Consider the following 11736-nt stretch of genomic DNA (forward strand, 5'->3'; position numbering starts at 1 on the left):
CTGTCATAAAAAAATGTTTCTCAACATTTTTTGTCACAATTTTATTGAAATGGAAAATTCATAAGCATATACTTGTTCTCAATAAAGAACATCGAACCTTCGCAAATATAATTCATACTGAAACACTATGTTTACTCTATCGATGCTCCAGGCGAAAGTTTGATAAAAATTAAATTAGGGGGCTTTCTTATGTCATTAAAACAAAAGCTTGGAATGGGAGTTGTCACAGCTTCACTTGGATTATCCCTTACATTCGGCGGTGTATTCGCCTATTTCAGTGATTCTGAAACATCTAGTAACTCATTTCAAGCTGGTACACTAGATCTTTCTATTAACCCAAGTGTAATTGTTAATGTGAAAGATTTAAAACCAGGTGATTTGATTGAAAGAAATTTCAAGCTTGAAAACAAAGGAACATTGGATATTGCAAAAGTAGCACTTGAAACATCCTATGAGGTTACAGATGCAAAGCAAAATAATGATGGTGAAGATTTAGGTGATCACATCATCGTCAAATTTTTAGTGAATGATGGAAAACCATCTAATCCAAACGATGATCATGAAATTTTGTGGGAAACAAAACTATCAGACTTAAAAACTATGAAACCTGAAGATGTAGCTACTTCTCTAGAACGTCATAACTTAATAGACGGTATTAAGTCTGGTGAAACAGATTATTTACACGTTCTCTTCTCCTTTGAAGACAACGACCAAGATCAAAATAAATTCCAGGGTGATTCCTTACATCTAAACTGGACATTCCATGCAGAGCAAACACCAGGCGTGGAGAAATAATTTTTAAAATATAAATTATCGGAGGCCTATACATGAAAAAGAAAAATCGTTTTGTTACCGGAATTGTAACGGCTGGCGTTCTATTTTCAACTGCCCTTCCGTTCAATGTACTTGCTGAAAACCCTATTAACCAAATTGACTCTTCAAACGCCCAGTCTTTACTATCAAAACTTTCTAAAGAACAGCGCCAGGCATTACAAACGTTAGATGCCAATCCTGGTTTTACTATTTCACCAGATATTAATACGAGTAGTTCTGAACCAGTAAATATCATTGTAGAATTTCAAACTGCTCCAGTAAAGATTAATGAATTAAAACAAAAAGAAAAAGGGTTACAAGCTGCTCCTGAAAATATAAAAGCACGTATTGATCAAGAACATGAGGAATTCCAAAAAGGATTAAAACGCCTTTATCAATTCAGCTCATCAGTAAAATCAGGGAATTTCCAGTCTGTACAAATTAAACGTTCTTATAAGCATGCTATAAATGGGGTTGCGCTAACGTTACCTGCAAATACAGTGGAAGAATTGTTACGAATTGGCGTTGTAAAACGTATTTGGAAAGATTACGAAGTGAAATTAGATTTACCAAAACAAGCGGAGCAAAAAGCACCTCAAAAACTAACAGATAGCATTCCGCAAATTGGAGTAGACAAGTTACATAGCGAGGGCATTACCGGAAAAGGTATTAAAGTTGGTGTATTAGATACGGGTATTGATTACAATCACCCTGACTTAAAAGACGTGTATAAAGGCTATCGCGCAAAACCGGGTGAAGATTCTAGTAAGGTAGACCCAAACTCTGTAAAAGGTTGGGACTTTATTAATAACGATGCAGATCCGATGGAAACAACTTATACAGAGTGGCAACAATCTGGCGCTCCTGAATTTAATAATCGTGGTTCTTCCTTCTACACAGCACACGGTACTCACGTAGCAGGTATTGTTTCTGCTCAAAAGAAAAATAAATCAGATTCCGCAGTAAAAGGTGTTGCACCTGACATTGAACTTTATAACTATCGTGTACTTGGTCCGTACGGTAGCGGGGATAGTTCAGGTATTATCGCTGCAATTGATAAATCTATTTCTGACGGGATGAACGTTATTAACTTATCGTTAGGTGATGATAGCAACAATCCACTTGATCCAACATCTATCGCTGTCAATAACGCGATGCTTTCCGGTGTCGTTACAGTCGTTGCTGCCGGGAACTCTGGGCCAAATCCAGCAACACTCGGATCACCAGGTGCTTCTCCATTTGCTATTACAGTTGGGGCAAGCGATAGCTCTATTTCCTTACCGAAACTATCAGGGCATGCAGGACAGTTACAATTTTCTAATCTCATTTTATTCGGAAAAAATTTCACTGATAAAATAGAAGATTTCAAAGGACAAACTTTACCTATTGAATCTGTAGGAATCGGTACGCCTGACGAGTTTAGCAAAAAAGATGTAAAAGGAAAAATCGCTCTCGTTGCACGTGGTACACTCTCCTTTGATGAAAAAATTGCGAACGCAAAACAAGCAGGTGCAAAAGCCGTTATTATTTATAACAACGTGGATGGAGAAATTCCTTTCTATGTTGGTGAAAGCACAAAATACATTCCAGCATTCCGCTTAACGAAAGAAAACGGCGAAAAACTAAAAGCTCAAATCGAACAAGGTAGCACATCCTTAACTTTCGATGAGATTAATTACATTCAAACAGAAGGCGATCATCTTGCAGACTTTAGCTCACGCGGCCCTGTTATATCAAATGATGATATTAAACCAGATATTACAGCACCTGGTGTTGCTGTACTTTCAACAGTACCTGAATATATTAACGATCCACAAGAAGGGGAAAATTATGATGTTTCCTATGAGCGCATGCAAGGAACTTCAATGGCTTCTCCTCACATCGCTGGTGTGGCTGCACTTATTTTACAAGAACATCCAGAATACACTCCATTTGATGTGAAAGCTTCCCTCATGAATACTGCTGATGATTTAAAAGAGAAGTATTCCGTATATGAAGTTGGAGCTGGACGAGTAGATGCTTACAACTCCGTTCATACTGAAACGAGTTTTAAAGTGTTAGATACAACAAAAACAATAGTTAATGATGAAGTGATTGAAGTACCAGAAGAAACTGGATCAATTGCATTCGGGAAGTACTATCAAAAAGATGGGGAATCAATTGAACAAAAACGAAAAATTAAAATTGAGAATCGTAATAAACAGGAGAAAAAAGAATTTAAAACAGAAATTTCTTATACACCAGCATCTTCCACTATTAACGATGCTATCGCAAGCGGTGTAAAAGTTTCTACTTCTGAAACAATAACAATTGATGCTGGTAAATCAGATGAAATTGAAGCAAAAATTAATATTCCAGCTGGTGCAAAGCAAGGCCGATATGAAGGGTATATTCATATTACAAACACGAAAAATAAAGAAGAAACGTATCAAATTCCGTTCTCTATTCGTGTATCAGAGCCTGGTATTGAAAATGCACTATTATCAAGAAAAACAATCTCAACTGATACATCTAAATTCAATCCATACCGTGAATCATATGTTCACGGGGCGTTCCAATTAAACAGCGAACTTGAAACGTTAGATCTTATCGTGAAAGACTCAAAAACAAATAAAGCGCTCGGCTTCATCGGAACATTAAACACGAGTGGACTACAAACGGATGTGTATTACTACTTAGATTCATTCTTTAACGGCAGAGTGTATCCTTTTACAAATGATCCTGCAAAACCAATTGGTGATGAGAAAATCGACTTACCAGAAGGAGATTACACAATTGAATTTGTTGGCTATGATAAAGCCGGGAAGGCACGTGTGAAAGGTGATTATGTCGTAATTGATAATACACCGCCAGAAGTGAAATTAACTGGATTACAGCCTGGTATTTATGAATTAAATGAAGAAAACTATACAGTAGAAGACGGTAAAAAAGCACTATGGATTAAGGGAAATGTGTATGATTCAAACGTTGACTACTTAAAAGGAAAAGGGTTAAACATTACGCAAGAAGCGAACGGGGTTATGTACTATGACTATTCCCCATACTTGCATAAGTTTTTACCGATTACTGAAAATGGCGACTTTAAAGTTGGTATTACACCTGACTCCTTCAGAACGGAAGGCCCAATGAACACAGGCGTATATATTTTCGATTATGCAACTGCAGGCCCCGACTATCCAAGCGGTGTAAATAACTATTGGTTCATCCCGCAAGGTGCTCAATATGCGAAAGCTAGTTATGATAAAAAAGAATTATATAAAAATGATGAATTCACTGTGACACTAGATGCTAAACATGTGAAACAATTTGTATCTGGAGAATTTAACGTGAAATTCCTAGAGAAGAACTTCAAATTTGCAAATGCGAAATTGAATCCTGCTTTTGAAAAACTCCTTTCTGAAAAAGGTGTAACTGCAAAAGTAAATGAGCCGAAATTAGAAGAAGGTTCTGTTACAGTAGGCGGAGCTATTGATGATAAAAACTTCGCTGGATTAGACGGTGATTTCCCATTCATTGATGTAACTTTCAAAGTAGAAAATGATGAATTTTATGAAGCAAATGCTCAGTTAGATTTACCAGTGTTCGTTTACTGGAAACAAGGTGAATCAGAGCCAAACAGAATGCGTATACTGCAAGATCAAACATTCTCAGTTATGTCTTTAAACTCACTAGTAGAAGGAAATATTAAACCTGGTGCATTCGTAAATGAACGTGGATATTTAGATGAAAAGTTTGATTATACGAAACTTGGCGTAAAAGTATATGCAACTGATTCTTACCGTCATAAATTTGAAGGCTCACTGGATAAATACGGATACTTCAAATTAAATGGACTTCCTGTTAATAAACGTGACTATAACTTATACGTAGAAGTTCCAGGGCATTTAACAAGCCGCCTAACAACGAAATTAGGTACTGAAAAAGATGGTAAGCTGCTTGGCCAGTATTATTACGCACGACCTGATGAAAACCTTGCAGGTGATGTAAATGGAGATAAAGTCATTGATATTAAAGATGCTGAAATTATCGCTAGCAACTATGGTAAAAAAGGACTATCGGTGAAAGACGGCGACCTTAATAATGACGGCATCGTCGACGAAAAAGACATTCGCTTCGTTGAAAAGAACTTCTTGAAAAAAGGACCGGATGCAGCAAAATCACAAACACCTGTAGAAAAATCAAAAAGCGGTACACTCGCAGATATTTTAAAGAAATTAGGATTAACACCGAAAAAATAACACATAAAAGCACTCTATTCGAAAATAGAGTGCTTTTTTCTATAAATGACCCTTATCCAACAAAAGGGGTATATTGGGGATATACAAGGGAAACCGGAAAAGGAATTTATATTAAATTATATAAAAACTCAGAGGTAGGAAGCAGTTTCCCGCCTCTGAATTATTTAGCAATTATTATAGTACTGGTGCCATTGTTTCTTTTAATACTTTTACAGAATGAGCGAACTTCACTTTTTCTTCTTCGTTTAATTCAAGTTCTACGATTTCACGTACACCTTCGCGGTTAATAACAGCTGGAACACCTACGTAAGCATCTTTCTCACCATATTGACCTTCAAGGTATGCAGATACAGTTAATACGCTGTTCTCGTTACTTAAGATCGCTTTAGTTACACGAAGTAGTGACATACCGATTCCGTAGTAAGTTGCGCCTTTACGCTCAATAATGTGGTAAGCTGCATCGCGTACATTTTCAAAGATTTTATCTAAATCTTCTTGGTTATACTGTTCGTTGTTCGCTAAGATTGTTTCTAGTTTTTGTACACCTACAGTAGCGTGGCTCCATACTGGAAGTTCAGTGTCACCGTGCTCACCAACGATGTAAGCATGAACGTTACGTGGATCTACATCTAAGTAGTCACCTAACATGTAACGGAAACGAGCAGAGTCTAAAGTAGTACCAGAACCGATTACGCGCTCTTTCGGTAAACCAGATTCTTTCCAAGTTACGTAAGTTAAAATATCAACTGGGTTAGTTGCAATTAAGAAGATTCCATCGAATCCGCTATCCATAATACCACGAACGATTTGTTTAAAGATCTTTGTATTTTTCTCAACTAAGTCTAAACGAGTTTCGCCTGGCTTTTGTGGTAATCCAGCAGTGATAACTACTAAATCTGCATCTTTACAATCTGCATAGCTACCGCTCCAAACTTTTGTTGGTGCTGGAGAGAATGGTACCGCATGGCTTAAGTCCATTGCTTCTCCTTCTGCTTTTGCTTCATTAACATCTACTAGTACGAATTCTTCAGCTACACCTTGGTTGATCATTGAGTAAGCATAACTACAACCTACAGCTCCTGTTCCTACTAATACTACGCGATTGATACCTTTTTTCATGTTAATTTCCCCTTTCAATTGTTTACATCTATTTTTTATTATTGTTTAAGTAATTAATTAAAATACTAATTTAATGTTGTTTAACTTCTTTACATACATATTGTAGCACGGATCATTGTGAATTCATTCACAAATTATGACCTATTTGTGAACTTTTTCACATAGAGTGTAAAATGATTAGATCAAGTGTGGAATCAATACCAATGAAGATGTTTTATAAAGATTGTGAATCGAAATAAACAAGTTTAATTACCACTTTAAAAATGTTTTTACCCCTCTCCATTTTTAGCAACGTACAGATAATATCGTTTCATCAATAGAAGAAATAAAAGAGTAGCCTCAAACTACTCCTCATGCGGTAACACACTATATAAACGAAGCTGGGCATTTCTTCCCTGATGCCCTAGCATATGGGAATCTATTCTACAAACCATTTTCCAAGATACAAGTAAGCAAAACGTAACATATTAAACTTCCAGCTGATCTACTATGAGAAGAATAAATACAACAACAATATCTACCCCAGCTAAAATACCAAAGTAAAATCCCTCAACGTTGAAGAAAAATGCAACTGGTGGAAACAATATTGTTTCTACTCCAAATAGAATAACTACTACACCTACTCGTCTTGCTAACACCCTTTCATTCTTTGGATGGAATACAGTATTATATCCTGCAATGAAAGGTGTTCTTTCTTTTTTCAATATATTACTTCCTATCCATATAAATAAACAGCCTGCTAATGCGAAAAGGAGCAAATAAATTAACATGAGCTGTATCACCTCCATTTTGGCAATTACTGTATATTAATAAAGAAATATCCGTTAAAATCATGCATTCTTTTCTAATAATAAACCATTCAATATAAGTGATAGGCTATGTAAAGCTTTAGACAACTGTGCCTCGGCATCTTCAGAATTCGCGATCCAACAAGCAAGGTCCACTAGTCCGCCATTTATGAATCTTGCTAAAGCTTCACAGTCCGTCTTTTCAATAATACAATCCTTCATTAGTTGCTGAAGTATCTCCGCCATCGTCGCTAAACATTGTGACTGTGATGATTGATAATAACTAGTTCCTAATACTGCTGGTGCATCTCGAAGTACGATTCGCTGAATTTCTGGATCAAGTGCCATCGTTAAATAAGCTCGACAGCGCCCAACAAATCCTTCCCAATTACCTTCCGCCTCATCTGATACTTTCCGTAATTTATTATCCATTTCCATATCAATTTCTTTTACAACTGCTTCTAGCAATCCTTTTTTATCGCCAAAATGATGATAAATTGCACCACGCGTTAAACCGACAGATGCAGTAAAATCATCCATAGATGTGTTTACATATCCAACTGTACCGAAAGCCTCTCTTGCTGCACTCAGCAATTTAGCGCGTGTTTCAATGATCATTTCTGCTCTTGTTTTTTTAACCATCTTTTCCTCCTACTTCTATTCATTCCCTTTATTCAAAATGAATCCCATTATAGTATCGTTCTCTATATAAAAGAATAACTCCTTTTAACGTTAGCTCTCCATCCAGAGATAAAACATTTCAATTGACATACGCACCGTATGTTAATATGATATTGACATACGGTGCGTATGTCATTTTTTTCTAGCTTACAAGATAATATAACTTCTTACTTATACCCTAAATTGACTCACTGTCCCTTTTTATAGAAGGTATTAACGACACAGAGGAGGAGTTAAAAGAATGAAGAATGTATATGTAAACGTCAAATACTTTGGTGATTATTATGTTTAATTCCTACCGTGAGATTTTCAGTGCTTCTGGTACAAAAGGATTCTCATTAGCAGGCTTTATAGCTCGGATGCCCATATCAATGATGGGGATTGGTATTGTTACAATGTTATCTCAGTTACGTGGTGACTATTGGCTTGCCGGAGCCGTTGCAGCCACCTTCACATTATCATCAGCTTTACTAGCTCCTCATATTTCTCGTATGGCTGATCAATTAGGGCAATCTCGTATACTTCTTCCGACTACAGGTATCAGTGTTTTCTTTACGATTCTCTTACTTCTATGTACGAAATATGAGGCTCCTTATTGGACGCTATTTCTATCCGCCTTATGTGCGGGTTGTATGCCAAACATGTCGGCCATGGTACGTGCACGTTGGACTAAACTATACCGTGGATCTCATAAATTGCATACAGCATTTTCCTTCGAATCGGTCGTCGATGAACTTTGCTTCATCATTGGTCCTGTATTATCCGTCAGTTTAAGTGTTATGTTCTTCCCAGAAGCAGGACCACTTTTATCATGTGTTTTTCTTACAATCGGGGTATGCCTATTCACCATGCAAAAAAGCACAGAACCACATGTACATCCCCACGACATTACAAACAAAGGAACAGTATTTAAAATTGGTACATTACGAGTGCTTGTATTCACACTCATCGCTATAGGTACTATATTTGGCACAATAGATGTAGTTAGTGTGGCTTTTGCTGAGCATCAAGGAAACACAGTAGCTGCTAGCTTTGTGCTTTCCGTCTATGCAATCGGTTCATGCCTGGCAGGTCTTATTTTCGGCACTCTTAAACTCAGTACTCCACCATATAATCAATTTTTAATAGCAGTCACACTATCAATGGTAACAATGCTGCCACTAGTTTTCGTAAACACTATTGCTTGGCTAGTAGTTATTGTTTTCTTTGCAGGCTTATCTGTTGCCCCTACTATGATTATTACTATGGGACTGGTGGAAAAAATCGTACCTGAATCAAAAATAACCGAAGGAATGACCTGGGCAATTACAGGACTTGGTATTGGAGTCTCTCTAGGATCAGCGGTAGCTGGTTTAATTATTGATACCTTTGGAGCTCGCGCAGGATTTAGTGTGGCTATTATTGCAGGAGGCCTTGCCTTAATTATTGCACTTTTAGGATACAAAACTCTCCACTCCGCATATAGTCATGCTGTTATGAAACCGGATGGGCATTCAGCAGAGAATTAAAACATATTCAAAAAATAGGATTACCTCTTCTTATGCATAAGAAGAGGTAATCCCATTTAAATTAATATAACTTTTTTGTATCGTATCTTGAACGATATTCTCTGCTTCTGCTCGTGTTACTCCAATTTTAAGCAAATATCTATAAATACTTTTTGATGTTTCTATAATGACCTTTTCATACTCCATCGCTCTCTCCTTTCTATTAGTTAGACGCTTCAAATAGAAAAAAGTATACAAAAATCTATAAAAAAAAGCAGACTATCAAAAGTCCACTTTTATACAACAAAAAAGAGATAGCAGATTATGCTATCTCTTTTAGTATGACCCGTACGGGATTCGAACCCGTGTTACCGCCGTGAAAGGGCGGTGTCTTAACCACTTGACCAACGGGCCAAAATCTGGCAGAGAAGAAGGGATTCGAACCCTCGCACCGCGTTCGCGATCTACTCCCTTAGCAGGGGAGCCCCTTGAGCCACTTGGGTACTTCTCTATAATATGGCTCCGCAGGTAGGACTCGAACCTACGACCGATCGGTTAACAGCCGATAGCTCTACCACTGAGCTACTGCGGAATAATTATGGTGGGCCTAAATGGACTCGAACCATCGACCTCACGCTTATCAGGCGTGCGCTCTAACCAGCTGAGCTATAGGCCCATAAAAAGCGGGTGAAGAGAATCGAACTCTCGACCAGAGCTTGGAAGGCTCTTGTTTTACCACTAAACTACACCCGCATTAAATTAAAAATGGTGAGCCATGAAGGATTCGAACCTTCGACCCTCTGATTAAAAGTCAGATGCTCTACCAACTGAGCTAATGGCTCATTTTGAAAGTGGTGCCGGCTAGAGGACTTGAACCCCCAACCTACTGATTACAAGTCAGTTGCTCTACCAATTGAGCTAAGCCGGCTTGCGATTTCAAAATGGTGGCTCGGGACGGAATCGAACCGCCGACACGAGGATTTTCAGTCCTCTGCTCTACCGACTGAGCTACCGAGCCTTTATGTAAAAAAATGGCGGTCCCGACCGGGGTCGAACCGGCGATCTCCTGCGTGACAGGCAGGCATGTTAACCACTACACCACGGGACCATTTGGTTGCGGGGACAGGATTTGAACCTGCGACCTTCGGGTTATGAGCCCGACGAGCTACCGTACTGCTCCACCCCGCGATGATATAATATTTAATTTAGAAAAAATGGAGGAGGTAGAGGGATTCGAACCCCCGCGCGACTCTCGCCGCCTGTCGGTTTTCAAGACCGATCCCTTCAGCCGAACTTGGGTATACCTCCGAGATATGAACTTTGAGTGGTGGACCTTGTAGGACTCGAACCTACGACCGGACGGTTATGAGCCGTCTGCTCTAACCAGCTGAGCTAAAGGTCCTTTATGGTAGCGGCGGAGGGGATCGAACCCCCGACCTCACGGGTATGAACCGTACGCTCTAGCCAGCTGAGCTACACCGCCATAAGTTATATTCAAATAAGTGGAGCCTAGCGGGATCGAACCGCTGACCTCCTGCGTGCAAGGCAGGCGCTCTCCCAGCTGAGCTAAGGCCCCATATTTTGAAAATATCGGGAAGACAGGATTTGAACCTGCGACCCCCTGGTCCCAAACCAGGTGCTCTACCAAGCTGAGCCACTTCCCGTTAATAAAAAACGCGCCCGAGAGGAGTCGAACCCCTAACCTCTTGATCCGTAGTCAAACGCTCTATCCAATTGAGCTACGGGCGCATATGGTGCCGAGGGCGGGGGTCGAACCCGCACGGTGGTCACCCACCGCAGGATTTTAAGTCCTGTGCGTCTGCCTGTTCCGCCACCCCGGCATGTCATACTGAAAATTGGAGCGGAAGACGGGATTCGAACCCGCGACCCCAACCTTGGCAAGGTTGTATTCTACCACTGAACTACTTCCGCAAGACATGTTTGAGTTATTTTATTAAAGTGCGGGTGAAGGGAGTCGAACCCCCACGCCAAAGGCGCTAGATCCTAAGTCTAGTGCGTCTGCCAATTCCGCCACACCCGCATATTATAATTTAAAAAGAAAAAATGGGGCGACTGATGGGAATTGAACCCACGAGTGCCGGAGCCACAATCCGGTGCGTTAACCACTTCGCCACAACCGCCATGATTTTCTGGTGCCGACTAGAGGACTTGAACCCCCAACCTACTGATTACAAGTCAGTTGCTCTACCAATTGAGCTAAGTCGGCTAAATGGTGGAGGATGACGGGATCGAACCGCCGACCCCCTGCTTGTAAGGCAGGTGCTCTCCCAGCTGAGCTAATCCTCCGAATTGCCTGGCAACGTCCTACTCTCACAGGGACAAGGTCCCAACTACCATCGGCGCTAGAGAGCTTAACTTCCGTGTTCGGTATGGGAACGGGTGTGACCTCTCTGCCATCATTACCAGACTGTATTCATTTAAGACAAGAATTATCATAACTTATTCGACATTTAAAGTCAATAAGTTTTTTATATTCTTTCAAAACTAGATAACATTGCTTCATATTATATGGTTAAGTCCTCGATCTATTAGTATTCGTCAGCTCCACATGTCACCATGCTTCCACCTCGAACCTATCAACCTGATCAT

At 39.5% G+C, this 11736-nt stretch carries 7 protein-coding genes, 22 tRNA genes and 1 rRNA gene; 3 read left to right on the forward strand and 27 right to left on the reverse strand.

Annotation, left to right across the window (positions count from 1 at the left end; genetic code table 11):
* The first annotated feature begins 189 nt into the window (after positions 1 to 189).
* Both DET63_RS25225 and DET63_RS25230 read left to right on the forward strand, forming a co-directional pair.
* Positions 190 to 795, forward strand: a complete 606-nt coding sequence (locus DET63_RS25225) for a CalY family protein (protein WP_113938207.1) — start codon at positions 190 to 192, stop codon at positions 793 to 795.
* Positions 796 to 827: 32 nt separating this feature from the next.
* The gene (locus DET63_RS25230; RefSeq protein WP_113938208.1) at positions 828 to 5051 is read left to right on the forward strand and encodes a S8 family serine peptidase; all 4224 of its coding nucleotides are present in this window, start codon (positions 828 to 830) and stop codon (positions 5049 to 5051) included.
* Between the two features lie 174 nt (positions 5052 to 5225).
* On the opposite strand, the gene DET63_RS25240 is transcribed toward DET63_RS25230, so the two are convergent.
* The 3 genes from DET63_RS25240 to DET63_RS25250 all read right to left on the reverse strand — a co-directional run bounded on the left by DET63_RS25240 (position 5226) and on the right by DET63_RS25250 (position 7600).
* A complete protein-coding gene (locus DET63_RS25240; protein ID WP_002089250.1) occupies positions 5226 to 6170 on the reverse strand; it encodes an L-lactate dehydrogenase in 945 nt (314 codons plus the stop codon).
* Between the two features lie 467 nt (positions 6171 to 6637).
* Positions 6638 to 6940 carry a hypothetical protein gene (locus DET63_RS25245; protein ID WP_016120972.1) on the reverse strand — a complete coding sequence of 101 codons (303 nt, stop codon included), beginning with the start codon at positions 6938 to 6940 and terminating at the stop codon, positions 6638 to 6640.
* A gap of 60 nt (positions 6941 to 7000) precedes the next feature.
* Positions 7001 to 7600: a TetR/AcrR family transcriptional regulator gene (locus DET63_RS25250; RefSeq protein ID WP_113938210.1), complete on the reverse strand. Its 600-nt coding sequence runs from the start codon at positions 7598 to 7600 to the stop codon at positions 7001 to 7003.
* A gap of 323 nt (positions 7601 to 7923) precedes the next feature.
* On the opposite strand from DET63_RS25250, the gene DET63_RS25255 reads away from it, so the two are divergent.
* Positions 7924 to 9147 carry an MFS transporter gene (locus DET63_RS25255; RefSeq protein WP_113938211.1) on the forward strand — a complete coding sequence of 408 codons (1224 nt, stop codon included), beginning with the start codon at positions 7924 to 7926 and terminating at the stop codon, positions 9145 to 9147.
* A 30-nt stretch (positions 9148 to 9177) separates the two neighbouring features.
* On the opposite strand, the gene DET63_RS30400 is transcribed toward DET63_RS25255, so the two are convergent.
* The 24 genes from DET63_RS30400 to rrf all read right to left on the reverse strand — a co-directional run bounded on the left by DET63_RS30400 (position 9178) and on the right by rrf (position 11554).
* Entirely contained in the window at positions 9178 to 9333 is a 156-nt protein-coding gene (locus DET63_RS30400) for a hypothetical protein (protein WP_181777957.1), read from the reverse strand.
* A 135-nt stretch (positions 9334 to 9468) separates the two neighbouring features.
* Positions 9469 to 9540: transfer RNA gene (locus DET63_RS25260), tRNA-Glu, on the reverse strand.
* Positions 9541 to 9546: 6 nt separating this feature from the next.
* Positions 9547 to 9637 (reverse strand) — tRNA-Ser (locus tag DET63_RS25265).
* A gap of 6 nt (positions 9638 to 9643) precedes the next feature.
* A tRNA-Asn gene (locus DET63_RS25270) sits at positions 9644 to 9718 on the reverse strand.
* Between the two features lie 7 nt (positions 9719 to 9725).
* A tRNA-Ile gene (locus DET63_RS25275) sits at positions 9726 to 9802 on the reverse strand.
* A gap of 6 nt (positions 9803 to 9808) precedes the next feature.
* Positions 9809 to 9879 (reverse strand) — tRNA-Gly (locus DET63_RS25280).
* A gap of 13 nt (positions 9880 to 9892) precedes the next feature.
* A tRNA-Lys gene (locus DET63_RS25285) sits at positions 9893 to 9968 on the reverse strand.
* 10 nt (positions 9969 to 9978) lie between these two features.
* Positions 9979 to 10054: transfer RNA gene (locus DET63_RS25290), tRNA-Thr, on the reverse strand.
* A gap of 14 nt (positions 10055 to 10068) precedes the next feature.
* Positions 10069 to 10144: transfer RNA gene (locus DET63_RS25295), tRNA-Phe, on the reverse strand.
* A 14-nt stretch (positions 10145 to 10158) separates the two neighbouring features.
* A tRNA-Asp gene (locus DET63_RS25300) sits at positions 10159 to 10234 on the reverse strand.
* Between the two features lie 3 nt (positions 10235 to 10237).
* A tRNA-Met gene (locus tag DET63_RS25305) sits at positions 10238 to 10314 on the reverse strand.
* A 27-nt stretch (positions 10315 to 10341) separates the two neighbouring features.
* Positions 10342 to 10434, reverse strand: a tRNA-Ser gene (locus DET63_RS25310).
* 17 nt (positions 10435 to 10451) lie between these two features.
* Positions 10452 to 10528: transfer RNA gene (locus tag DET63_RS25315), tRNA-Ile, on the reverse strand.
* 4 nt (positions 10529 to 10532) lie between these two features.
* Positions 10533 to 10609: transfer RNA gene (locus DET63_RS25320), tRNA-Met, on the reverse strand.
* 20 nt (positions 10610 to 10629) lie between these two features.
* A tRNA-Ala gene (locus tag DET63_RS25325) sits at positions 10630 to 10702 on the reverse strand.
* Between the two features lie 14 nt (positions 10703 to 10716).
* Positions 10717 to 10790: transfer RNA gene (locus tag DET63_RS25330), tRNA-Pro, on the reverse strand.
* 11 nt (positions 10791 to 10801) lie between these two features.
* Positions 10802 to 10875, reverse strand: a tRNA-Arg gene (locus tag DET63_RS25335).
* A 3-nt stretch (positions 10876 to 10878) separates the two neighbouring features.
* Positions 10879 to 10967 (reverse strand) — tRNA-Leu (locus tag DET63_RS25340).
* A 16-nt stretch (positions 10968 to 10983) separates the two neighbouring features.
* Positions 10984 to 11058, reverse strand: a tRNA-Gly gene (locus tag DET63_RS25345).
* Between the two features lie 28 nt (positions 11059 to 11086).
* Positions 11087 to 11167 (reverse strand) — tRNA-Leu (locus DET63_RS25350).
* Between the two features lie 24 nt (positions 11168 to 11191).
* Positions 11192 to 11267, reverse strand: a tRNA-His gene (locus tag DET63_RS25355).
* Between the two features lie 10 nt (positions 11268 to 11277).
* Positions 11278 to 11353 (reverse strand) — tRNA-Thr (locus tag DET63_RS25360).
* Between the two features lie 4 nt (positions 11354 to 11357).
* Positions 11358 to 11433, reverse strand: a tRNA-Val gene (locus DET63_RS25365).
* A gap of 5 nt (positions 11434 to 11438) precedes the next feature.
* Positions 11439 to 11554: ribosomal RNA gene (gene rrf / locus DET63_RS25370) — 5S ribosomal RNA — on the reverse strand.
* Between the last annotated feature and the right edge of the window lie 182 nt (positions 11555 to 11736).

The organism is Bacillus sp. DB-2 (assembly GCF_003315125.1).
Taxonomy (GTDB): domain Bacteria; phylum Bacillota; class Bacilli; order Bacillales; family Bacillaceae_G; genus Bacillus_A; species Bacillus_A mycoides.

Bases quoted from the DNA above. Each gene is read 5' to 3' on its own strand.
- DET63_RS25225 (WP_113938207.1), top strand. From the start codon at position 190: ATGTCATTAAAACAAAAGCTTGGAATGGGAGTTGTCACAGCTTCACTT.
- DET63_RS25230 (WP_113938208.1), top strand. From the start codon at position 828: ATGAAAAAGAAAAATCGTTTTGTTACCGGAATTGTAACGGCTGGCGTT.
- DET63_RS25240 (WP_002089250.1), bottom strand. From the start codon at position 6,170: ATGAAAAAAGGTATCAATCGCGTAGTATTAGTAGGAACAGGAGCTGTA.
- DET63_RS25245 (WP_016120972.1), bottom strand. From the start codon at position 6,940: ATGTTAATTTATTTGCTCCTTTTCGCATTAGCAGGCTGTTTATTTATA.
- DET63_RS25250 (WP_113938210.1), bottom strand. From the start codon at position 7,600: ATGGTTAAAAAAACAAGAGCAGAAATGATCATTGAAACACGCGCTAAA.
- DET63_RS25255 (WP_113938211.1), top strand. From the start codon at position 7,924: ATGTTTAATTCCTACCGTGAGATTTTCAGTGCTTCTGGTACAAAAGGA.
- DET63_RS30400 (WP_181777957.1), bottom strand. From the start codon at position 9,333: ATGGAGTATGAAAAGGTCATTATAGAAACATCAAAAAGTATTTATAGA.